At 69.9% G+C, this 23,210-nt stretch carries 20 protein-coding genes; 13 read left to right on the top strand and 7 right to left on the bottom strand.

The annotated features are described in order from the left end of the window. Positions 1 to 22: 22 nt before the first annotated feature. From AC5Y5V_RS26240 to nicT, 3 genes are all read right to left on the bottom strand, one after another. Complete coding sequence (locus AC5Y5V_RS26240) at positions 23 to 1,078, bottom strand: NADH-quinone oxidoreductase subunit B family protein (protein WP_499940956.1); 1,056 nt, start codon at positions 1,076 to 1,078, stop codon at positions 23 to 25. Between the two features lie 321 nt (positions 1,079 to 1,399). After that, on the bottom strand, positions 1,400 to 1,735 hold the full coding sequence (locus tag AC5Y5V_RS26245) for a hydrogenase maturation nickel metallochaperone HypA (protein WP_499940958.1): 336 nt from the start codon (positions 1,733 to 1,735) through the stop codon (positions 1,400 to 1,402). Between the two features lie 27 nt (positions 1,736 to 1,762). Then, positions 1,763 to 2,881: a Nickel transporter NicT gene (gene nicT / locus AC5Y5V_RS26250; RefSeq protein ID WP_499940960.1), complete on the bottom strand. Its 1,119-nt coding sequence runs from the start codon at positions 2,879 to 2,881 to the stop codon at positions 1,763 to 1,765. A 101-nt stretch (positions 2,882 to 2,982) separates the two neighbouring features. Here nicT and AC5Y5V_RS26255 point away from each other — a divergent pair, with 101 nt between their 5' ends. Both AC5Y5V_RS26255 and AC5Y5V_RS26260 read left to right on the top strand, forming a co-directional pair. Continuing rightward, positions 2,983 to 3,447, top strand: a complete 465-nt coding sequence (locus AC5Y5V_RS26255) for a Fur family transcriptional regulator (protein WP_499940962.1) — start codon at positions 2,983 to 2,985, stop codon at positions 3,445 to 3,447. A 64-nt stretch (positions 3,448 to 3,511) separates the two neighbouring features. Continuing rightward, a complete protein-coding gene (locus AC5Y5V_RS26260) occupies positions 3,512 to 5,077 on the top strand; it encodes a PE family protein (RefSeq protein ID WP_499940964.1) in 1,566 nt (521 codons plus the stop codon). Here the strand turns inward: AC5Y5V_RS26260 and mtr are convergent, their stop codons facing one another. Both mtr and AC5Y5V_RS26270 read right to left on the bottom strand, forming a co-directional pair. Then, entirely contained in the window at positions 5,078 to 6,457 is a 1,380-nt protein-coding gene (gene mtr / locus AC5Y5V_RS26265) for a mycothione reductase (protein WP_499940966.1), read from the bottom strand. Further along, a complete protein-coding gene (locus AC5Y5V_RS26270; RefSeq protein WP_499940997.1) occupies positions 6,444 to 7,442 on the bottom strand; it encodes an alpha/beta hydrolase in 999 nt (332 codons plus the stop codon). The genes mtr and AC5Y5V_RS26270 overlap by 14 nt, the downstream gene beginning before the upstream one ends. 61 nt (positions 7,443 to 7,503) lie before the next feature. Between AC5Y5V_RS26270 and mqo the strand changes: the two genes are divergently transcribed. From mqo to AC5Y5V_RS26315, 9 genes are all read left to right on the top strand, one after another. Then, on the top strand, positions 7,504 to 8,982 hold the full coding sequence (mqo, locus tag AC5Y5V_RS26275; RefSeq protein ID WP_499940968.1) for a malate dehydrogenase (quinone): 1,479 nt from the start codon (positions 7,504 to 7,506) through the stop codon (positions 8,980 to 8,982). Next, positions 8,979 to 9,443 carry a GNAT family N-acetyltransferase gene (locus tag AC5Y5V_RS26280; RefSeq protein WP_499940970.1) on the top strand — a complete coding sequence of 155 codons (465 nt, stop codon included), beginning with the start codon at positions 8,979 to 8,981 and terminating at the stop codon, positions 9,441 to 9,443. The genes mqo and AC5Y5V_RS26280 overlap by 4 nt, the downstream gene beginning before the upstream one ends. After that, on the top strand, positions 9,440 to 11,236 hold the full coding sequence (locus AC5Y5V_RS26285; RefSeq protein WP_499940973.1) for a magnesium chelatase subunit D family protein: 1,797 nt from the start codon (positions 9,440 to 9,442) through the stop codon (positions 11,234 to 11,236). The genes AC5Y5V_RS26280 and AC5Y5V_RS26285 overlap by 4 nt, the downstream gene beginning before the upstream one ends. Before the next feature lie 3 nt (positions 11,237 to 11,239). Further along, on the top strand, positions 11,240 to 11,854 hold the full coding sequence (cobO, locus tag AC5Y5V_RS26290; RefSeq protein WP_499940975.1) for a cob(I)yrinic acid a,c-diamide adenosyltransferase: 615 nt from the start codon (positions 11,240 to 11,242) through the stop codon (positions 11,852 to 11,854). Continuing rightward, on the top strand, positions 11,851 to 13,260 hold the full coding sequence (locus AC5Y5V_RS26295; RefSeq protein ID WP_499940977.1) for a cobyrinic acid a,c-diamide synthase CobB: 1,410 nt from the start codon (positions 11,851 to 11,853) through the stop codon (positions 13,258 to 13,260). Before cobO ends, AC5Y5V_RS26295 begins: the two co-directional genes overlap by 4 nt. Before the next feature lie 183 nt (positions 13,261 to 13,443). Continuing rightward, the gene (gene cobA, locus AC5Y5V_RS26300; protein ID WP_499940979.1) at positions 13,444 to 14,658 is read left to right on the top strand and encodes a uroporphyrinogen-III C-methyltransferase; all 1,215 of its coding nucleotides are present in this window, start codon (positions 13,444 to 13,446) and stop codon (positions 14,656 to 14,658) included. A 33-nt stretch (positions 14,659 to 14,691) separates the two neighbouring features. Further along, entirely contained in the window at positions 14,692 to 16,284 is a 1,593-nt protein-coding gene (locus AC5Y5V_RS26305; RefSeq protein ID WP_499940981.1) for an MFS transporter, read from the top strand. 118 nt (positions 16,285 to 16,402) lie between these two features. After that, the gene (locus AC5Y5V_RS26310; RefSeq protein ID WP_499940983.1) at positions 16,403 to 18,538 is read left to right on the top strand and encodes a PE family protein; all 2,136 of its coding nucleotides are present in this window, start codon (positions 16,403 to 16,405) and stop codon (positions 18,536 to 18,538) included. A 31-nt stretch (positions 18,539 to 18,569) separates the two neighbouring features. Next, a complete protein-coding gene (locus tag AC5Y5V_RS26315; RefSeq protein WP_499940985.1) occupies positions 18,570 to 20,315 on the top strand; it encodes a proline--tRNA ligase in 1,746 nt (581 codons plus the stop codon). Here AC5Y5V_RS26315 and AC5Y5V_RS26320 read toward each other — a convergent pair whose 3' ends face one another. Both AC5Y5V_RS26320 and AC5Y5V_RS26325 read right to left on the bottom strand, forming a co-directional pair. Further along, positions 20,316 to 20,804, bottom strand: coding sequence for a ferritin-like domain-containing protein (locus tag AC5Y5V_RS26320; protein WP_499940987.1), 489 nt, complete (start codon positions 20,802 to 20,804; stop codon positions 20,316 to 20,318). Next, positions 20,801 to 21,346 carry a hypothetical protein gene (locus tag AC5Y5V_RS26325; RefSeq protein ID WP_499940990.1) on the bottom strand — a complete coding sequence of 182 codons (546 nt, stop codon included), beginning with the start codon at positions 21,344 to 21,346 and terminating at the stop codon, positions 20,801 to 20,803. The genes AC5Y5V_RS26320 and AC5Y5V_RS26325 overlap by 4 nt, the downstream gene beginning before the upstream one ends. Before the next feature lie 149 nt (positions 21,347 to 21,495). Between AC5Y5V_RS26325 and rimP the strand changes: the two genes are divergently transcribed. Together rimP and nusA are read left to right on the top strand one after the other, a co-directional pair. Continuing rightward, positions 21,496 to 22,020, top strand: a complete 525-nt coding sequence (gene rimP, locus AC5Y5V_RS26330) for a ribosome maturation factor RimP (RefSeq protein WP_499940992.1) — start codon at positions 21,496 to 21,498, stop codon at positions 22,018 to 22,020. Next, positions 22,017 to 23,057, top strand: a complete 1,041-nt coding sequence (nusA, locus tag AC5Y5V_RS26335; protein ID WP_499940995.1) for a transcription termination factor NusA — start codon at positions 22,017 to 22,019, stop codon at positions 23,055 to 23,057. The genes rimP and nusA overlap by 4 nt, the downstream gene beginning before the upstream one ends. Positions 23,058 to 23,210: the final 153 nt, after the last annotated feature.

Here is a 23,210-nt window from a genome sequence, read left to right on the forward strand (position 1 = left end):
AAAGACCTGAGCCTGACCGCACCTACCAGGTGCGGCGGGCTCCCGTGGTGAGCTGGTTCCCGTTGTGGCGCCAGCGTGGTTCCTTGTCGACGGTGCGGGCCGTGATGTGCCGCAGGTTGCGAATCACGGATCCGTACAGGCCCGACGCGGTGGTGGAAACCTTGCCGCCCGGCGGTTCGTCCATGAAGGGCATGAACTTGTCCGGGAAGCCGGGCATGGTGCACCCGATGCAGATGCCGCCGACGTTCGGGCAACCGCCGATGCCGTTGATCCAGCCTCGCTTGGGCACGTTGCACTTGACAACAGGGCCCCAACAGCCAAGTTTGACAATGCATTTCGGCGACCCGTATTCGGTGGCGAAGTCACCCTGCTCGTAGTAGCCGGCCCGGTCACAGCCTTCGTGCACGGTGTTGCCGAACAACCACTTGGGGCGCAGCGCGTCGTCGAGGGGGATCATCGGGGCTTGGCCGGTTGCCATGTAGAGCAGGTAGGTCAGCGTTTCCGACAGGTTGTCCGGGTGGATCGGGCAGCCGGGGACGCAAACGATCGGAATGCCGGCCTTGCTCTTCCAGCCCCAGCCAAGGTAGTCGGGCACGCCCATCGCCCCGGTCGGGTTACCGGCCATCGCGTGGATGCCGCCGTAGGTGGCGCAGGTGCCGACGGCGACGATCGCGGTGGCCTTGGGCGCCAGCCGGTCGAGCCATTCGCTGGTGGTCATCGGCTGGCCGGTGGCCGGGTCGTTGCCGAACCCGCACCAGTAGCCCTCTTCCTTGATCTTCTCGTTGGGGATGGATCCTTCTACGACGAGCACGAAAGGCTCCAGCTCGCCGCGATCGGCCTTGAAGAACCACTCGAGGAAATCGTCCGCCCCTCCCGTCGGACCGCACTCGAAATCGATAAGGGGCCAGTGAACGGCGACCTGCGGGAGACCGGGAAGCGCGCCTAGTGCGATCTCCTCCACGCTGGGCTGGGTGGCGGCAGTCAACGCCACCGAATCACCGTCACAACTTAGGCCCGCATTAATCCATAGAACGTGGATCAATGTTTCTTCTGCTTTGACTGCTGCTTCAGTTGGCATGCTGCAGCTTTCCGGGGCGGGCTGGAGCCCCTGCGCCGCCGGAGTCGACCGTCGGCCCACTTGCGCAGCGCTGTTTTTGGGTCTACTCCCGCCCTCGTACATTGTCAACGTTGACGCCTTTGCCTGCTAATGAACAGGTGTTTTACAGCCCCGTTGCTGGCCAGTTCATTCCTTGTGCCGCAGGGCATTTCGAATAGACGCTCACCATTTCCGCCCGCCTTGCAAATCGTTTGCAGGAGTCATCATGCAATTCGTTTGCATGATGACCGGGTGGTATCGCGGTGAAATGGCCATATCAAACCCGTTCGCAATGAACGCCTTTCACGAAACGTCGAGTGACGTCACCAGGAACTCGTTGCCGCAAACTACCTCCACGTCGGAGCTGTCGCACTGCGGACACCAGATCGACCACGCCGAGGTGATCTCCGACCGCTTGCCACACGACCCGCACTTGACCTCGGCGGCCACGCATTCGAGTTCGAGCTCGGCGTCGGGCATGTCCTCGGACTCCCGGATCAGGGTCCAGCAGAACGACAGCGAGTCCGGCACCACCTGGCGCAGGGCGCCGATACGCACGCGGACGACGTCGACGTGGCGTCCACCGGCGTGCGACCTGACCAGACCGGCGATCGCCTCGCAGAGCGATAGCTCATGCATCACCCTGTTCTACACCCGAACCGGGCGTTACCCTTCAGCGGCGCCGGCGCGCTGGTGGGCGGTGGCCCACCTCTCCTCGACGCGGCCGAACCGCCACACCAGCAGGGCGACGGCCCACGTGGCGACGAACATGCCGACGACGACGAAGCCGACCATGTTGAGATTCAGCCCACCGATCCAGTCCCAGAACCCGCCCCGCCAGCCCAGCTGGTCGGCGAACAGGCCCAGCAGTTCGACGGTCCCGATCAGCAGCGCGACGGCCACCGACAATCCGGTGATGGTGATGTTGTAGTAGATCTTGCGCACCGGACTCGAAAACGCCCAGCCGTAGGCGAAATTCATGAACGAGCCGTCGATGGTGTCCAGCAGGCACATGCCCGCGGCGAACAGGACGGGCAGACACAGGATGGCGTACCACGGCAGTCCGGCCGCCGCGCTGGTGCCGGCCAGGACCAGCAGCGCGATCTCGGTGGCGGTGTCAAAGCCCAGTCCGAACAGTAACCCGACCGGATACATGTGCCAGGACTTGGTGATCGACTTGGTGAACCGGCCGAGGGCGCGGTTGATCAGCCCGCGGTTGTCCAGGTGGTGTTCCAATTCCGCCGCGTCTGTCTCCGGGTCATAGCTGCCGCGGCGCATGCGGGCGAACACCCGCAAGATGCCGATCAGGACGACGACGTTGAGAATGGCGATCAGGTAAAGGAAAGCGCCCGAAATGCCGGTGCCGATGAGCCGGGTGTAGTGGTGCAACACGGAGGAATCGTCCTGAACCCCGCCGGCGACGGCCTTCAGCCCGGTCGCCAGCAGCGCGGCCAGTGTGAACACCACGGTGGAGTGGCCCAGCGAGAAGAAGAAGCCGACGGCCAGGGGGCGCTGCCCGTCGCTCATCAGCTTGCGGGTGGTGTTGTCGATGGCGGCGATGTGGTCGGCGTCGAAGGCGTGCCGCAGCCCCAGGATGTAGGCGGTCACGCCGACCCCAATGCCAAATGCCTTGCCGCCCAGGCTGAGCCGTGCGGGATCGACCACGAATACCAGGATGATCCAGCCCAGCAGGTGCAGGGCGACGATCACCGCCAACATGGCCCCCAGCCGCCACCACTCAACGGGCGACAGGGCGCCGCGCAGCCTCGACAACCAGCCGGCCATGTCGCGACTGTAGGTTCGCCGACGAATCGAATGCAAGTAGTTTGCAAGAGCGGAGCGGCGAAACACTGGCAATACCCGGTGTCGGGCGCGACACTGAACGCATGGGTCCTAAGCCTTCCGAGTTCGACCCGGCCGTCAGCGAACGGATCGGTGAATTCCTGCGCGCTCGAGGGCTGCGGCGGATGGCATCACGGATCCAGGTACTGGCCGTGCTCGAGCCGATCGATGGGCACCTGCCGGTGGCCGAGATCCACCAGCGGGTGCGTGAGAGCCTGCCCGCCGGCACCCAACCGCCCGACGTGGCGACGATCTACCGCACCGTGACCACCCTGGTCGATCAGGGCGTGCTGCACGCGCTGACCCTCGACACCGGTGTGACCACTTACGGCTTGGCCACCGCGCCGCACCATCACGCGGTCTGCACCCAATGCGGGTCGATCATCGAGGTGCCCGCGCGTCAGCTCAGCTCGGCGCTGGAACACGCGATGGAGGGCAGCTCGTTCGCGCTTTCGGAGCGCGCCGGCCTGACACTCCACGGTCTCTGCCCCCGGTGCCAACAGCGCTGACTTTTCGATGAAATGATCGGCGTCGTAGGTTCAGGGGTCGGTCGGGGCGCAGAGCGAGGGTGCAATGGCGTTTGTCAGCTTCCAGCAGGACACGCTGGCAGCGGCCGCAGCCGATCTGACGGAAATCCGGGCGGTCCTCGGCTCGGCGGGCGAAGCCTTCGCGGCCCGGACCACCAATCTGGCCGCGGCGGCCAAGGACGAGGCCTCGACGGTTATCGCGGCACTGTTCAGCTCCTACGGCCGGGATTTCGAGCAGCTGGTCGGCCGAGCGACGGCTTTCCACGAAGCATTCGCCCAAACGCTGGCCGGCAGCGGACTCGCCTACGCCCAGACCGAGGCCACTAACGCCGCCGCCGTGGATTTCGCCGCGCTGGTCATGGGCGGCAGCGGCATGCCGACACCCCCGCAGGCCTACATCGACGCGGTCCTGAAGTACGTCGTCTTCCCGCATACCAGCTCGCAGGGCGTCTACACGCCGGAGAGCCTGTATCCGCTGACCGGTTACAACACCCAGACCCTCAAGGCCTCCGTCGCGCAGGGGCTGGCCCTGTTGGATACCGCCATCAAGGAGCAGCTCACGGCGGGCAAGAACGTCACCGTGGCGGGCTACTCGCAGAGTTCCATCATCTCCTCGCTCGAGATGAATCTGCTCGCCTCGCAGGCAAACCCGTACCAGGGCCAGATCAGCTTCACCCTGCTGGGTAATCCGATGAACCCCAATGGGGGCCTGCTGTCGCGATTCGCCGGCCTGAGCCTGCCGAGCATCGGCATGGATTTCTACGGCGCGACGCCTGCCAGCACGCCCTACCACACCAATGTCGTCACGCTGCAGTACGACGGCTACGCCGACTTCCCGCGGTATCCGATCAACGTCCTGTCCGACCTCAATGCGATGGCGGGCATCATGTTCATCCACGGTGCCTACGGGGGCATCGACCCGTTCAACCTGCCGGCCGGGGCGCACCTGGTGAGTCTGCCGACGTCCCCGGCCGACGTGGCGACCAACTACTACATGATCACCTACGACGGTTTGCCGATGTTGCTGCCGCTGCGTGCCATCCCGCTCATCGGCAACCCGCTGGCGGATCTACTGCAACCGGACCTCACGTACCTGGTCAACCTGGGATACGGCGACCCCCACTACGGCTACTCCACCGGGTACGCCGACGTGCCGACCGGGTTCGGGCTGTTCCCGTCCGTCAACCCGCTGACAATCGCGCGCGACCTGGTCTCGGGGGCGGGGCAGGGCGTCGGCGCGTTCGTCAACGACATCACCGGCGGCCAGCCGGTGGTGACCACCGCGTCGTCGTCGTACCTGACCAGCATCGCGTCGCCGGTGCCGGTGCTGCCCGCGCTCACGATCCCGACGGCGGATTCGCTGGTCCAGGGTGTGCAGGCGGTCGCCGACAACCGCGTGCCGCTGCTGACTCCGATGGCGGATCTGGCGGCCGCGGCGTTCATCTCGGTCCCGCAGTATGACCTCACGCTGTTCGCCGACGGGATGCAGCAACTGCTCGCCGGCGATCCGATGGGGCTGGTCAACGCGATCGGCAACCCGATCGCCGCAACCACCGGCCTGTGGACCTGGCTCGGCTTCTGGGGGCTCTCGACATTCCTCTCGGAACTCTGATCAGCGCAACCCCAGCAGGGCGTTCTCCACCACCTCGGGCAACCCCGGATGGATCCAGTACTGGCCGCGCGCCATCTCAGGGGCGGTCAACCCGAAACTCATCGCCTGGATCAGCGGCTGAATGATCGACGAAGCCTGATAACCCATGATGTGCGCGCCCAGCAGGCACCCGCTCTTGCGGTCGGCGATCAGTTTGACGAACCCGGTGGTGTCTTCCATCGCCCAGCCGTACGCGACGTCGCCGTAGTCCTGGACCTTCACCGTGATATCGAATCCCCGCGCGATGGCCTGATTTTCGGTGAGGCCGACGGAGGCCAGCGGGGGATCGGTGAACACCGCAGACGGCACGAACCGGTGGTCGGTGACCCGCATCGACGCGGTGTCATCCCAGTCGCGGAGCAGGTTGTGCTGCACGACGCGGGCCTCGTGGTTGGCGACATGCTTGAGCTGATACGGCGACGAGACGTCCCCGAGTGCGAAAACTCCACGCGCGCAAGTTCGTTGGTACTTGTCGACGATCACCCGGCCGTCCCTGACCTCCACGCCGGCCTTTTCGGCATCCAACCGATCGGCGTTGGACAACCGGCCGGCCGCCACCAGCAGCATGTCGGCGTTCAGCGTGCTGCCGTCGTCGAGTTCCAGCGCCACGCCGGAGCCGCGGTTGGCCGCGCCGACGATCTGCCGGTGCGTGCGCAACTCCCATTTGGTTCCCGCGATGCGGGTGAACCGCTCGCTGAGGGTGTCGTCGTAATGTCGCAGCAGCGTGGCACCCCTGATCACCACCGTCACCCGTACCCCGAGCGCGGAGAAGACGTGAGCGAATTCCGTTGCCACGAAACCGCTTCCGACGATCACCAGGTGCTCGGGCAATTCGGCGATCCGCATGACGGTGTCGCTGGTGTGGTAGTCGGCGTCGGACGCCAGGATGGCCGGCGGGATCATCGGCCGCGAACCCGCCGCGATCACCACCTGGTCGGCGGTGAGTTCGTCGCCGGCGTCGGTGCGCAACAAGTAGCGCCCGTCGGCCTGGACCGGGCCGAAGCGGGTGTGTTGGGCGTAGACGTCGATATTCGGCGAGGACCGCCGATAGTCCTCGCCGCCCAGGGCGATCGGGTCGATCCGGCCGAAGACGCGGGACACGATGTCACCCCAGCGCACCCTGTCGATATGCGCGTCGACGCCGTACCGCGACGCGCTCCGGATCGTCTTGGCGACCTCGGCCGCGTAGACGAACATCTTCGTCGGGATGCACCCGACGTTCAGGCAGGTGCCGCCGAAAGCGCCCTGTTCGCAGATCGCCACCCGCTTGTCGGAGTAGCGCTCGTCGAGAATGCTGTTGCCCGAGCCTGTTCCGATGATCGCGAGGTCATAGGACGTCATGGGTCTCCATCGTGTTGTCTCGGGCGTTGAGGTAATGGTTCAGCCAGTGGTCGAGGTGGTGATAGGCCAACCGGCGCGGCTCGGGCAGCGACAGGAACACGTCGTGCTTGGCGTCGGTCACCGGAATGATAGTGCTGCGGTTCCCGATACACCCCGCCCACCGGGCGATCTGGGTGACATCGAGCACGGCATCGCCGCGCTGCAGGGCGTCCGGCCCGGCGTCCTCGCGCACGGTGTGGTCCGAACGCAGGATCAGGTTGGGCACGCCGACGTCAAGCCCGCGCTGGAGCCGCGCCTGCCCGCGTCGCATGGCGTGCAGCCAGCCCAGCCTGATCGGGAAGCCGCCCAACGGCTTCCAGTCCAGGTTGTACTCGAACTCGCCGTGGTAGTCGCGGTGCAGGCTGGACCCGTAGCCGCCGTTGCCCTGACCGCGGATGACCCCCTTGGTGCGTACCCGCGACAGGGCGGCGATCGTGGCCGACGTCATCCGCAACCGAAAGATTGCCGGACCCTGTAGATCCAGCCACGGGCTGTTGAGCACCAGGCCGCCGATGCCGGCGCGGGCCGTCGCGCCCCGCCGCCGCACCCGGTCCAGCCACAGCGCGAGAATCAGGCCGCCGGTGGAGTGGCCGTACGTCAGCACCCGGGCGGAGCCGGTTTCCGCGTCGATGATCCGCAGCGCGTGCTCGAGTTCGGTGTCGTAGCGGGCCATGTCGGTGATGAAGTGCGGGGTCTGACCGGCCTGCCGCGACCGGCCGCATTTCTGCAGGTCCATCGCGTAGACGGCGAAGCCGCGGTCGGCGAAGTGGGCGGCCAGTTCGGTGTGGAAGAAGTAGTCGGTGAAGCCGTGGATCACCAGCACCGCGTGCTCGGTACGGGTGGGCTCTCCGCGCCGGATCAGGGTGGCGACGATCTCGCCCTCACCGGCCGGATCGAGCCCGAGCGGGATCGTGCACTGCCAGTAGCCGGGCAGGACATCGGGCACCCAGTCAGTCGCCCAGACGGTCACGGGGCCAGCTTAGACACATCGGGATAACCTTGGGGACGTGTCGCAGGTAGCCAGAACGGATGTGGTCCTGGTGGGCGCGGGCATCATGGGCGCCACCCTGGGCGCGCTACTGCGGCGGCTGGAGCCGGACTGGTCGCTCACCCTGGTGGAGCGCCTGGACACCGTCGGCGCTGAAAGCAGCAGTCCCTGGAACAATGCCGGCACCGGGCACTCCGCGCTGTGCGAGCTGAACTACACCCCGCAGCGGCCCGACGGCTCGATCGACATCACCAAGGCCGTGCGCATCAACGAGGAGTTTCAGCTCACCCGCCAATTCTGGGCGTACGCCATGGAAAACGGCATCCTGACCGACCGCAGCTTCCTCAACGCCGTCCCCCACGCCAGTTTCGTGCGCGGGGCACCCGGCGTCGACTACCTGCGGCGCCGCCGGGCCGCCCTGGCGCACAACCCGCTGTTCGCCCGCACCGAAATGATCGACGACCCCGACGAGTTCGCCCGGCGGCTGCCGTTCATGGCCGCCGACCGTGACTTCGCCGAACCCGTCGCGCTGAACTGGGCACAGGACGGCACGGACGTCGACTTCGGTGCGCTGTCAAAACAACTCGTCGGCTACGCGGTACGCAACGGCACCACCGCGCTGTTCGGTCACGAGGTCCGCAACCTGTCACGGCAGCCCGACGGCAGCTGGGCCTTGGCGGTCCGCGACCGCCGCACCGGCGAAATGCGCAAACTGAACGCCAAATTCGTGTTCGCCGGGGCCGGCGGCGACACGCTGACCTTGTTGCAGAAGTCCGGCATCGCCGAGATCAAGGGTTTCGCCGGCTTCCCGATCGGCGGCAGGTTCCTGCGCACCGACAACCCGGCGCTGACCGCCGCGCACCGGGCCAAGGTCTACGGCGCCCCGTCGCCCGGGGCGCCGCCGCTCGGGGCGCTGCACCTGGACCTGCGCTTTGTCGACGGAAAGTCGTGGCTGGTGTTCGGCCCGTATGCCGGTTGGTCGCCGAAGTTCTTGAAACACGGGCACTTCAGCGACCTGCCGCGGTCGGTGCGGCCGAACAACGTGGGCTCCATGCTCGGCGTCGGCGTCACCGAACTGAAGCTGCTGGGTTACCTGATCGGCCAACTGCGGCTCACCGAGGCCGACCGGGTCCAGATCCTGCGCGAATTCGCGCCCGGCGCACGCGATTCGGACTGGGAGCTGACGGTGGCGGGCCAGCGGGTGCAGGTGATCCGCCGGGACCGGCGCCGGGGCGGCGTGCTGGAGTTCAACACCTCCGTGGTCGGCGCCGCCGACGGCAGCATCGCCGGGCTGCTCGGCGGCTCGCCCGGCGCCTCGACGGCGGTGCCGATCATGCTCGACGTCCTTCAGCGCTGCTTCGCCGACCGCTACCAGTCCTGGCTGCCCGCGCTCAAGGAGATGGTGCCGTCGCTGGGCGCCCGGCTGTCCGAGGAACCGGCGTTGTTCGACGAGGTGTGGTCGTGGAGCAACAAGGTGCTGGGGCTGGGTGTGTCGTGACTGAAGCGCTGCGCCGGATGTGGGCCAAAGACCTTGACGCCCAGACCCTTTACGAGCTGCTCAAGCTGCGGGTGGAGGTGTTCGTGGTCGAACAGGCCTGCCCCTACCCGGAGCTGGACGGACGCGACCTGCTGGCGGAGACCCGGCACTTCTGGCTGGAAACCGCCGAGGGCGAGGTGATCTGCACGCTGCGGCTGATGGAGGAGCACGCCGGGGGTGAGAAGGCGTTCCGGCTCGGCCGGTTGTGCACCAAGCGCAGCGCCCGCGGCCAGGGGCATACCACCCGGTTGCTGCGCGCCGCCCTCGCCGAGGTGGGCGACTTCCCGTGCCGGATCGACGCGCAGACGTACCTGGCGGACATGTGGGCCAAGCACGGGTTCGTCCGGGACGGAGACGATTTCATCGACGACGGCATCCCGCACCTGCCCATGGTGCGGCCCGGACCGGCGGGGCAGCGGTGAGGCCCTACCCCTTCAGCGCGATCGTCGGACACGATCAGATGCGCCTGGCGCTGCTGCTGTGCGCGGTGCGGCCGGACATTGGCGGGGCGCTGATCCGCGGCGAGAAGGGCACCGCGAAGTCGACGGCCGTGCGGGGCCTGGCCGCGCTGCTGGACGGCGACCTGGTCGAGATGCCGCTGGGGGCCACCGAGGACCGGGTGATCGGCTCGCTGGATCTGCAGCGGGTGCTGCGCGACGGCGAGCACGCGTTCTCGCCCGGCCTGCTGGCCCGCGCCCACGGCGGCGTGCTCTACGTCGACGAGGTCAACCTGCTGCACGACCACCTGGTCGACGTGCTGCTCGACGCGGCCGCGATGGGCCGGGTGCACGTCGAACGCGACGGCATCTCGCATTCGCACGAGGCCCGCTTCGTGCTGATCGGCACGATGAACCCGGAGGAGGGTGAACTGCGGCCCCAACTGCTGGACCGGTTCGGCCTCACCGTCGACGTGCACGCCTCGCGCGACGTCGACGTGCGGGTGCGCGTCATCGAGCAGCGGATGGCCTACGAGGCGGATCCGGACGCTTTCGCCGAACGCCACGCCGACGCCGAGGCGGGGCTGGCCCGTCGCATTGCCGCCGCCCGCGCCGCCGTCGCCGATGTGGTGTTGCCGGACAACGAGTTACGACGGATCGCGGGGCTATGCGCGGCGTTCGACGTCGACGGCATGCGGGCCGATCTGGTGGTGGCTCGCACCGCCGTGGCGCACGCGGCCTGGCGCGGCGCGGACGCCGTCGAGGAGCAGGACATCCGGGTGGCGGCCAAGTTGGCGCTGCCGCACCGCCGGCGCCGGGACCCATTCGACGCCCACGGCCTCGACCCCGACCAGCTGGACGAGGCCCTGCGACAGGCAGATCCCGATCCAGAGCCCGATCCGCCGGGCGGCGGTCGGTCCGCCGACGAGCCAGGCGCGCAACAAAACTCGCAGTCGCACGGCAAGCCGTCGCCGCCGCGCCCCAGCGCGCCGCCGTCGCAGGTCTTCCGCACCCGCGCGCTGACTGTTCCGGGCGTCGGGCAGGGCGCGCCCGGCCGGCGCTCGCGCGCCCGCAACCGGTTCGGCGCGGTGGTGCAGGCCACCGACAGCGCGCAGGCCACCGGCGGTCTGCACATGTTCGCCACCCTGCTGTCGGCCGCCGGGCGCGCCACCGCGGGGCCGCTGCGGCCCCGGCCCGACGACGTTCGCCGGGCGGTGCGCGAGGGCCGCGAGGGCAACCTGGTGATCTTCGTCGTCGACGCCTCGGGCTCGATGGCCGCCCGCGACCGCATGGCCGCCGTCAGCGGCGCCACCCTGTCGCTGCTGCGCGACGCCTACCAGCGGCGCGACAAGGTCGCGGTGATCACGTTCCGCGGTCAGGGGGCGCGGCTGCTGCTGCCGCCGACGTCGTCGGCGCACATCGCGAGCCGACGGTTGGCCCGGTTCGACACCGGCGGCCGGACACCGCTCGCCGAGGGCCTGCAGGCGGCGCGCGAGCTGGTGATGCGGGAAAGGATCCGCGACCGCGCCCGCCGGCCGCTGCTGGTGGTGCTGACCGACGGCCGGGCCACCGCGGGCGCAGACCCGTTGGGCCGCAGCCGGATCGCGGCGGCCCGGCTGGTCGCCGAGGGTGTGGCCGCGGTGGTGGTGGACTGCGAGACGTCGTACGTGCGGTTGGGACTGGCCGGGCAGCTGGCCCGCCAGCTCGGCGCGCCCGCCGTGCGGCTCGAGCAGCTGCACGCCGATCACCTGACCCAGACCGTGCGCAGCGTGGCCTGAACCATGCCCCAGGGCCGGCCCCGCGAAATCCCCGACGATGGCCTGACCACGCGGGCGCGGCGCAACACGCCCATCCTCGCGGTGCACACCGGTGCGGGCAAGGGGAAGTCGACGGCGGCGTTCGGCATGGCGTTGCGGGCGTGGAACGCGGGCCTGGACGTCGCCGTTTTCCAGTTCGTCAAGAGCGCGAAATGGAAGGTGGGCGAGGAGGCTTCGTTCCGCCGGCTCGGCGAGCTGCACGACCGCGACGGAATCGGCGGCGCGGTGGAGTGGCACAAGATGGGCGCCGGTTGGTCCTGGACCCGCAAGGCCGGCAGCGAACCCGATCACGCCGCGGCCGCCGCCGACGGCTGGGCGGAGATCGCCCGCCGGCTGGCCGCGCAGCGCCACGACTTCTATGTGCTCGATGAGTTCACCTACCCGTTGAAGTGGGGCTGGGTCGACGTCGACGACGTGCTGGCGGCGTTGCTGGCCCGCCCGGGCCACCAGCACGTGGTGATCACCGGGCGTGACGCCCCGCCGCGGCTGGTGCAGGCGGCCGACCTGGTCACCGAGATGACCAAGGTCAAGCACCCGATGGACGCCGGACGCAAGGGCCAGAAGGGCATCGAGTGGTGAGCGCCCCGCCGGCGGTCGTCGTGGCCGCGCCCACGTCGGGCAGCGGAAAGACCACGATCGCAACGGGTTTGATCGGCGCTCTGCGACGGGCCGGCCACTCCGTGGCGCCGTTCAAGGTGGGCCCGGACTTCATCGATCCCGGTTACCACACGCTGGCCGCGGGACGGCCGGGCCGCAACCTGGACCCGGTGCTGGTGGGGGAGCGGCTGATCGGCCCGCTGTACGCGCACGGCGCCGCGGGCGCCGACATCGCCGTGGTCGAAGGCGTGATGGGCCTGTTCGACGGGCGGATCACCGACACCTCCGTCGGGCCGGCGCCGGGCTGCACCGCTCAGGTGGCGGCGCTGCTGGGCGCGCCGGTGGTCCTGGTCGTCGACGCGCGTGGCCAAAGCCACAGCATCGCCGCGCTGCTGCACGGTTTTTCGACGTTCGACCCGGCGACCCGCATCGCCGGGGTGATCCTCAACCGGGTCGGATCGGCCCGGCATGAGGCGGTGCTGCGGCAGGCCTGCGAGCAGACCGGTGTGCCGGTCCTCGGCGCTATCGGGCGCGTCGCCGAATTGGAGCTGCCGACAAGGTATCTGGGGCTGGTCACCGCCGTCGAATACGGGCGGCACGCGCGCAGCGCGGTGGACGCGATGACCGACCTGGTGGCCAGCCATGTCGATCTCGCCGCGGTCGTCGCGGCCGCTGCCAGCGGGGTCACCGACCCGCCCTGGGACCCGGCCGCCGCGCTGGGCGAGGCCGCCGGCGCGCACCAAGCCACTGTCGCGATGGCCTCCGGCCGGGCGTTCAGCTTCGGCTACGCCGAACACGCCGAGCTGCTGCGCGCCGCCAGCGCGGACGTCGTCGAATTCGACCCGCTCGTCGACGCCCTGCCCGACGGCACGGACGCGGTGGCCCTGCCCGGCGGCTTTCCCGAGCAGTTCGCCGCGGAGCTGTCGGCCAACGACCTCGCCCGCGGGCAGATCCGGGAGCTGGCCGCGGCCGGCGCACCGGTCCACGCGGAGTGCGCCGGGCTGATCTACCTGGTCTCCGAGCTCGACGGGCACCCGATGTGCGACGTGCTGGCCGGCTCGGCGCGCTTCACCGAGCGCCTGAACCTCGGGTACCGCGACGCCGTCGCGCTCGCCGATTCCCCGCTGTACCGCGCCGGCGAGCGCGTCGTCGGCCACGAATTCCACCGCACCGAAGCCACTTTCACCGGCGGCCATTCCCCGGCCTGGGCGTACCGGAGCCCAGGCACGCTGCGCGTGGCCGAAGGGGCCGTGCACGCCGGCGTGCACGCGTCGTACCTGCACACCCATCCCGCGGCCGCGCCGCACGCCGTCGCCCGCTTCGTCGCGCATGCCGCTGCGCGTGGCTACCCCGGCAGCGCCAACACCTGCATTCCGCTGGCGACGTAGACGGTTCCCATGCCGCCTCGGCCCAACAGGTCCGGCAACCGGTAGCGGCCGAACGGCGTCCTTCTACGAGCGTTTCCACTAAGCATTGGACCGCGCAACGACCAGCACGTTTTCCCGTAGCCGGCCATGATGCCGCGTCGTCGGCTCGCGAGCGGTCGCGCATCCCGCCAGTAGGCTGGCCCGGTGACCGAGAGCCCCTACCTGGTGGGACTGCGTCTGGCGGGCAAGAAGGTCGTCGTGATCGGCGGCGGCACGGTCGCCCAGCGCCGGCTACCGTTGCTTATCTCCAGCGGCGCGGACGTGCACGTCGTCTCCCGCAGCGCGACTCCCGCCGTCGAGGCGATGGTGGGCATCACTCTGGAGCTGCGCGAGTATCGCGACGGCGACCTGGACGGCGCCTGGTATGCGATCGCGGCCACCGACGACCCGGCGGTGAACGCGGCGGTGGTCGAGGAGGCCGATCGGCGCCAAGTCTTCTGCGTCCGCGCCGACATCGCGGTGGCGGGCAGCGCCGTCACCCCCGCATCGTTCGGCTACGCCGGGCTGTCGGTGGGCGTGCTGGCCGGGGGCGAGCACCGGCGCTCGGCCGCGATACGGTCGGCCATCCGCGAAGCGCTGCAGACGGGCGTGATCACCCCGGAAGGCCCGGAGAGCCCGGAGAGCACGGACGTGATGCGCGGCGGGGTGGCGCTGGTCGGGGGAGGCCCCGGTGATCCCGAGCTGATCACCGTGCGGGGGCGCCGGCTGCTGGCCCAGGCCGACGTCGTCGTCACCGACAGGCTGGCGCCGCCGGAACTGCTGGCCGAGCTGCCGCCGCACGTCGAGGTCATCGACGCCGCCAAGATCCCCTACGGCCGCGCCATGGCCCAGGACGCCATCAATTCCGTGATGATCGAGCGCGCCCGGGCGGGCAGCTTCGTCGTGCGCCTCAAGGGCGGCGATCCGTTCGTGTTCGCGCGCGGATATGAAGAAGTGCTGGCGTGCGCCGACGCCGGCATTCCGGTCACCGTGGTGCCCGGTGTGACGAGCGCCATAGCTGTGCCTGCTCTGGCGGGCGTTCCGGTCACCCATCGGGCCACAAATCACGAGTTTGTGGTGGTCAGCGGCCATCTCGCGCCCGAGCACCCGGAATCGTTAGTGAATTGGAATGCTTTGGCCGCGATGTCGGGCACGATTGTTTTGCTGATGGCGGTCGAGCGGATCGAACTTTTCGCCGACGCGCTGATGAAAGGCGGCCGACCTGCGGATACGCCGGTCCTCGTCGTCCAACATGGGACGACGGCCGCGCAGCAGACGTTGCGGGCGACGCTTGCCGACACGCCGGAAAAGGTCCGCGCGGAGGGAATTCGACCTCCCGCGATCATCGTGATCGGGCCGGTCGCCGGATTCGGCGTTTAAACAATTCTTAAGATTACTGTAAGGTAACCAGTTATGACGGCTCTCAACGACACAGAGCGCGCGGTGCTCCAAGGTAGTTCCGCGCGCCCGGATCGTCCGGCCACGGAGCGCACGGAGCGCCCGGCCGAGACCGCCTCCGAACGTCTGAGCAGGTATTACCCCACGTGGTTACCTTCTCGGCGCTTCATAGCCGCGGTCATCGCGATCGGTGGAATGCAGCTTCTGGCGACCATGGACAGCACGGTCGCAATCGTCGCGCTTCCTAAGATTCAGAACGAGCTCAGCTTGTCCGATGCCGGCCGGAGCTGGGTGATCACCGCCTACGTGCTGACCTTCGGTGGGCTGATGCTGCTCGGAGGCCGCCTTGGCGACACCATCGGGCGCAAACGCACGTTCATCGTCGGCGTCGCGCTGTTCACCATCTCTTCGGTGTTGTGCGCGGTCGCCTGGGACGAGGTCACGCTGGTCATCGCCCGGTTGTCGCAGGGTGTCGGCTCTGCCATCGCCTCACCGACCGGCCTGGCTCTGGTGGCCACCACCTTCCCCAAGGGACCCGCGCGTAACGCCGCCACGGCCGTGTTCGCGGCGATGACCGCCGTCGGCTCGGTGATGGGCCTGGTCGTCGGCGGCTTCCTCACCGAATACTCCTGGCGGCTGGCGTTCATGGTGAACGTGCCGATCGGCCTGGTGATGATCTACCTGGCCCGCACCGCCCTGCGCGAGACCAACCGCGAGCGGATGAAGCTCGACGCCGCCGGCGCCATGCTGGCCACGCTGGCCTGCACCGCGGCGGTGTTCGCCTTCTCGATGGGGCCGGAAAGGGGCTGGATCTCGATCACGACCATCGGTTCGGGTGTGGTGGCCCTGGGCGCCGCGATCGCCTTCGTCATCGTGGAACGCACGGCCGAAAACCCCGTCGTCCCGTTCGAACTGTTCAAGGACCGCAACCGGCTGGTCACCTTCAGCGCGATCTTGGTCGCCGGCGGCGTGATGTTCAGCCTCACCGTCTGCATCGGCCTGTACGTGCAGGACATCCTGGGCTACAGCGCGCTGCGCGCGGGCGTCGGCTTCATCCCGTTCGTCATCGCGATGGGGATCGGCCTGGGCGTGTCCTCGCAGCTGGTGTCGCGGCTCTCGCCGCGGGTCCTGACGATCGGCGGCGGCTGGCTGCTGCTGGGCGCGATGATCTACGGCTCGATGTTTATGCACCGCGGCGTGTCCTACTTCCCCAACCTGGTGATGCCGATCGTGGTGGGCGGCATCGGGATCGGCATGGTCGTCGTCCCGCTGACCCTGGCCGCGATCGCCGGTGTCGGTTTCGACCAGATCGGCCCGGTGTCGGCGCTCACCCTGATGCTGCAGAGCCTGGGTGGTCCGCTGGTGCTGGCCGTGATCCAGGCCGTGATCACCTCGCGCACCCTGTACCTGGGCGGCACCACCGGCCCGGTGAAGTTCATGAACGACCTGCAACTGCAGGCGCTCGACCACGGCTACACCTACGGCCTGTTGTGGGTCGCCGGGGCCGCCGTGATCGTGGGCTGCATGGCGCTGTTCATCGGCTACACCCCGGAGCAGGTCGCGCACGCGCAGGAAGTCAAGGAAGCGATCGACGCCGGCGAGCTGTAGGCCGCCGGACGCTCTTTAGCAAAGTCCTTACCGAGAAACCCGAACACCACTTGGCCGAGCCACGGCCGCGTTACGATACGCGCGTGCCGTGCTGGCGCAGGTGAACCGGGAGGTCAGGATGTCATTTGTGATCGCGGCGCCAGAGTCGCTGGCAGCTGCCGTCACGGACTTCACCGGGATCGGTTCGGCGCTGGAAGTGGCCAATCTGACGGCCGCGGCTCCCACGTCGTCGGTGCTGGCCGCCGGGGCGGATGAAGTTTCCGCGGCCATCACGGCCGTGCTGAACGGCCAGGCGTCCGGTTATCAGGAGCTCAGCGCCCAGCTGGCAGCATTCCACGACAGGTTCGCGCAGACCCTGCGGTCCGGGGCGTCCGCCTATGCGGCCGCCGAGGCCGCGAACGCCTCGCCGCTGCAGCCGGTGCTGGATGCGATCAATGCGCCCACCCAGACGCTGCTCGGGCGCGGGATCTTCGGAAACGGCGCCAACGGCACGGCCGCGCACCCCGACGGCGGTGCCGGGGGCCTGCTGTTCGGTAACGGCGGCAACGGCTACAACGCCAGCAATCCCGGTGAGGTCGGCGGTAAAGGCGGCCAGGCCGGGCTGTTCGGCACCGGCGGTCACGGCGGCAACAGCGGCGCCGGTAAGGCCGGCGGCTCCGGCGGCAACGGCATGCTGTTCGGCAACGGCGGCGGTGGTGGCACGGGCGGGGCCGGCGCGGTCGGCGGCACCGGCGGCACCGGCGGGTTCTTCGGTAGCGGCGGCGTCGGCGGGACGGGCGGCATCAGCACCGCCGGCGTCGCCGGCACCGGCGGCATCGGGGGCAATGCCGGGTTCTTCGGCACGGGCGGCACCGGCGGGATCGGCGGGGCCGGCATACCCGGCGGCAGCGGCGGCACGGGTGGGGCCGGTGGCACCGGCGGACAGATCTACGGCGACGGGGGCGCCGGGGGTGCCGGCGGGTCCGGCGGGGCGGTACCGCCCGGCGTCTCCGCCACGCCCGGCGGCAACGGCGGGGCCGGCGGCAACGCCGTCTGGCTGGGCAACGGCGGCCACGGCGGGGCGGGCGGAGCCGGCGGGACCGGCAGCCCGGGCGACAACCTGCCGCTGGATCAGGCCTATAAGCTGCCGCCCGGCGCCGATGGCACGGGCAACGGCGGCTCCGGCATCAGCGGCGAGCCCAGCACACCGCCCATCAACCCCACCGCCCACGTGGGCGGCGGCGACGGCGGCAACGGCGCCCCAGGCGACCCGAAAGGCGGCGCCGGCGGCAACGGCGGCGCGGGCGGCAGCCAGGCGCTCGGGGGCGACGGCGGCAACGGCGGCGCGGCCAACGTGGCGGGCACGGGCACCGGCGGTGCGGGGGGCAGCGGCGGGGCCGGCGGCTCCGGTGCCTCGGGTGGCGCAGGTGGCGACGGCGGCAACGCCAGTGGCTCCGGGTTTGCCAAGGGCGGCGCCGCGGGCAACGGCGGCGACGCCGGTATCGGCGCCAACGGCGGCGCCGGCGGCAACGGCGGCAGCGTGACGACCTCGTCCGGCGACGGCGGCGCCGGCGGCAACGGCGGCGACGGCGGCAACGGCGCCGCACCGAATCCGGCCACCGCCACCGGCGGCACCGGCGGCAACGGTGGCGTCGGCGGCCGCGGCGGCATGATCTTCGGCAACGGCGGGCAGGGTGGAACCGGCGGCATAGGCGGCGTCGGCGGCGTCGGCGACACCGCGGGCATCGGCGGCGACGCGGGCAACGGCGGCAATGGCGGTGTTTCCGAGGGCAAGGGCGGCAGCGGCGGCGTCGGCGGCATCGGCGGCTCCGGCGCGATCGGCTACTCGGGCGGCCAGGGCGGTACGGGCGGGGCCGGCGGTGCCGCAGGACTGCTCGGAGCGGGCGGCGTGGGCGGGACCGGCGGTGCGGGCGGCGTCGGCGGGGCCGGCATCGACGGCGGTGTCGGTGGCCAGGGCGGCGACGCCGGCACGGGAGCGACGGCCGGTAGCGCCGGCAACGGCGGTGCGGGCGGTGCGGGTGGCAACGGCGGTGTCGGCGGTCACGGCGGCGACGGCGGCGTCGGCGGCGCCGGCGGGTTGCTCGGCGATGGCGCCGTCGGGGCCGGTGGGGCCGGTGGTGCGGGCGGCGCGCGTGGCATCGGCGGCCTGGGCGGTGACCCCGGCGACGCGCACGGCGGCACGCACGGCAACAAGGGCGCCCAAGGCGCCACGGGCGTCGACGGTCAGGCGGGCACCGCCGGGTCGTCCGGCTAGCGCCCGCGGCGGGCGGTTAGGCTTGCCCGCTGTGGTCACCCGGATGTCGAAACTCTTCCTGCGCACCCTGCGTGACGATCCCGCCGATGCCGAAGTCCCCAGCCACAAGCTGCTGATCCGCGCCGGCTACGTGCGACCGGTCGCGCCCGGCCTGTACAGCTGGCTGCCGCTCGGACTGCGGGTGCTGCGCAACATCGAACGCGTGGTGCGCGACGAGATGAATGCCATTGGCGGGCAGGAGATCCTGTTCCCGGCCCTGCTGCCACGCGCCCCCTATGAGACCACCAACCGGTGGACCGAATACGGCGACGGCGTGTTCCGGCTCAAGGACCGCCGCGGCAACGACTACCTGCTGGGCCCCACGCACGAGGAACTGTTCACCCTGACCGTCAAGGGCGAATACAGCTCCTACAAGGACTTTCCGCTGGTGCTCTACCAAATCCAGACTAAGTACCGCGACGAGGCCCGGCCGCGCGCCGGGATCCTGCGCGGCCGCGAGTTCGTCATGAAGGACTCCTATTCCTTCGACGTCGACAGCGCCGGACTCAAGTCCGCCTACCACGCGCACCGCGAGGCCTACCAGCGCATCTTCGAGCGGCTCGGCGTCCGCTACGTCATCGTGTCCGCGGTGTCCGGCGCCATGGGCGGCAGCGCGTCGGAGGAGTTCCTGGCGGAGAGCCCCATCGGCGAGGACACCTTCGTCCGGTGCCTCGATTCGGGCTACGCGGCCAACGTCGAAGCCGTCGTCACCGCCCGTCCGGAGGCCCTACCGACCGATGGCCTCCCCGAAGCCGTCGTACACGACACCGGCGACACCCCCACCATCGCGACCCTGGTCGATTGGGCCAACGAAGCCCTGGACCGCACCGTCACCGCCGCGGACACGCTGAAGAACGTCCTGGTCAAGGTCCGTGCACCGGGCGGTGAGTGGGAGCTGCTGGGCATCGGGGTGCCCGGCGACCGCGAGGTCGACGACAAGCGGCTGGCCGCGGCGCTGGACCCTGCCGAGTACGCCCTGCTCGGCGACGCCGACTTCGCCCGCCACCCGTTCCTGGTCAAGGGCTACATCGGCCCGAAGGCGTTGAAGGACAACGACGTTCGCTATCTCGTCGACCCTCGGGTGGTGGACGGGACGAGCTGGATCACCGGGGCCGACGAGCCGGGCCGCCACGTCGTCGGCCTGGTTGCCGGCCGCGACTTCACCGCCGACGGCACCATCGAGGCCGCCGAGGTGCGCGAAGGCGATCCCTCCCCGGACGGCAACGGTCCGCTGGTCATGGCGCGGGGGATCGAGATCGGCCACATCTTCCAGCTCGGCCAGAAGTACACCGACGCCTTCACCGCCGACGTGCTCGGCGAGGACGGCAAGCCGGTGCGGCTGACCATGGGCTCCTACGGCGTCGGCGTGTCGCGGCTGGTCGCCGTCGTCGCCGAGCAGCACCACGACGAGCTCGGCCTGCGCTGGCCGTCGTCGATCGCGCCGTTCGGGGTGCACCTGGTGATCGCCAACAAGGACGCCGAGGCGCGCGCCGGCGCGGCGGCGCTGGCCGACGAGCTGGATCTGCTCGGCATCGAGGTGCTGCTGGACGACCGCCAGGCGTCGCCGGGCGTCAAGTTCAAAGACGCCGAGCTGCTGGGCGTGCCGTGGATCGTCGTGGTGGGCCGCGGGTGGGCCGACGGCGTGGTCGAACTGCGCAACCGCTTCACCGGGGAAACCACGCAACTGGCCACCGGCGCCTCGCTGGCGGGCGAGATCGCCGCAGCCGTCGCCGGTTAGCTACTCGTTGCCGCCGGGGAAGCTGGTGGTGATGGGCCAGCCGCCCAGCGCCCGGTTCCACCGCGCGGCCATGACCGCACTCTGGGTGAGTGCGTTGGCGGCGAACGCCCGGTCATCCGCGGTGTCCGCGTGCTCGATGACCGCGCGCCAGGCGGTGGCGCCGTCGTTCTCCATCCGCACGGCCAGGCGTGCCGCGTCGGCGCCGCTGGCCACCAGCATCGGCAGCTGGTATCCCGGAGCCGCGACCGGGGGAGTGGCCTTGCGGGCCACCAGCATCGCGATGATGTCGTCGCGCCGCTGCCGGTGCTGCACCAGCGCGTCCACCACCATGTCGTTGACGCTCGGCGGCGACAGCGCCGACACGATGCCGTAGCCGTAGATGGTCGAGTGTTCGATGGTCAGCGCGTCCGTCAGCGCCGCGATATCGGCGTCCTTGCCGGTGGGGACCCGCGTCGGCTCGGCGGCCGGGGTGGGCTCGGACGTCGTCATACCGAGGGACCCCCCGGCACCAGCGCAACCTCGTAGGACGCGGTGCACGATGCGACGATCGAGGCCAGCAGCCCGGCCCGGTAGCCCGAGGCCGTCGCCACCAGGCGGGCCGCGCTGTCCGCCGAGGTCCGCAGCGCGTTGATCACCTCGGAGACCGGCGGTGGAGGCGGCGGGGGTGGCGGCGGCGCGGCTTGTGCCGTGGGGCTGGGGCTGCTCGGGCTCGTGGTTTCGCTCGACGACGCGGTCAGCTTGCCGGCGGCCCGCGCGATCTCGGTGGCCAGGGCGCGGGCATGCGCGGCCCGCTGGGTGGAGACGACGGTCAACGCGGCGGCGACCTGCGGCGCCAACCCGATGGCCTCCGCGGCGGCCGAGGCTACCGCGGTGTCGCGTCGGGCCTGGTCCAACGGGCCCAGTAGCTCCTCGACGGGAGGCGGCTTGGGCGGGGGTTGGCTGCACCCGGACGCGGCCACCCCGAGCACAGCGAGAGCGGCGCCACCGGCGAGCAAACCCCGCCTGTTGACGACGGGTCCTGCGCTTGGCACTCCAACATCCTGCCATTCGGGTCGCGGCGGGGTGGATTCCGCCGTCGCAATGGTCGACCCAAAGATCCCCTTGGCTCGGCTGGCTGTTGGCGTATCGTTGGCGTTTGGACCGCCAAGAATTCAACACAACTCAAGATGAGGAGCTCGCCGTGGCGACGAGTTTGCCGTCACAGAAGCAGGTGTTAGAGCTGCTCGATGGCGAGTTCGCGCGCGCGGGTTTCGAGATCGAGGACGTCGTCGTCCAGGCTGCCGCGCGTCCACCCCGCATTACCGTCGTCGCCGACGGCGACATTCCCCTGGATCTGGACACCATCGCGGAGCTGTCCCGTTCGGCGTCCGGCCTGCTCGATGCCGGTGCCGACGTCGAGGGGCACTACATCCTCGAAGTCAGTTCCCCGGGCGTGGATCGCCCCCTGACCACCGAACGGCACTTCCGCCGGGCCCGCGGGCGCAAGGCCGACGTGACGCTGAGCGACGGCTCCGTGGTCCCCGCGCGCCTCGGTGACGTCACCGACGGTCAGGTTCGGGTGGTGATTCGCGGCGATCGCGGCGCCAAACCCGTGGTGCGGCAGATTCCACTCGACGAGATCGCCAACGCGGTGGTCCAGGTGGAGTTCGGCCGGCCGGACCCGCGTGAGATGGAATTGCTCAGTGCTGAGGAGGCCGGCGGATGAACATCGACATGGCCGCACTTCACGCGATCGAGGTGGACCGTGGCATCTCGGTCAACGAGCTGCTCGACACCATCAAATCGGCCCTGCTGACCGCCTACCGGCACACCCAGGGCCACCAGACCGACGCGCGCATCGAGATCGACCGCAAGACGGGCGTCGTCCGCGTGATGGCCTGCGAGCTGGATGCCGACGGCAACCTGATCAGCGAATGGGACGACACTCCTGAGGGCTTCGGCCGCATCGCCGCCACCACCGCGCGTCAGGTGATGCTGCAGCGCTTCCGCGATGCCGAGAACGAGCGCACCTACGGCGAGTTCTCCACCCGTGAGGGCGAGATCGTCGCCGGGGTGATCCAGCGCGACAGCCGGGCCAATGCCCGCGGGCTCGTCGTCGTCCGGATGGGCAGCGAAACTAAGGCGTCCGAAGGCGTGATCCCGGCCGCCGAGCAGGTGCCCGGTGAGAGTTACGAGCACGGCAACCGCATCCGCTGCTACGTCGTCGGCGTCACTCGCGGCTCGCGGGAGCCGGTGATCACGCTGTCGCGCACCCACCCCAACCTGGTTCGCAAGCTGTTCTCGCTGGAGGTGCCCGAGATCGCCGACGGGTCGGTGGAGATCGTCGCAGTGGCGCGGGAGGCCGGTCACCGCTCCAAGATCGCCGTCGCGTCGCGGGTTCCGGGCCTGAACGCCAAGGGCGCCTGCATCGGCCCGATGGGGCAGCGGGTCCGCAACGTGATGAGCGAGCTGTCCGGGGAGAAGATCGACATCATCGACTACGACGAGGACCCGGCCCGCTTCGTGGCCAACGCGTTGTCGCCGGCCAAGGTGGTGTCGGTGTCGGTGATCGACCAGAGCGCCCGCGCCGCCCGCGTCGTGGTGCCCGACTTCCAGTTGTCGCTGGCGATCGGCAAGGAGGGCCAGAACGCGCGGTTGGCCGCCCGGCTCACCGGCTGGCGCATCGACATCCGCGGCGATTCACCTCATGCGGACAATCAGCCCGAGCACGGCGCCAGCCACGGAATGGCGCACGATCACTAGCCGGTTCGACTTGTCGCTCTGTCATCTCGACTTTGTCGGATTGTCGGTGTCGGATTGTCGGCGGGTTCGGTATGATCGAATGTATGTTCGAATCACAAGGTGTGGCTGAGCCCGAGCCCGAGCCCGAGTCCGAGCCCGAGCCTGGGCCTGAGT

The organism is Mycobacterium sp. NGS68, assembly GCF_059812195.1.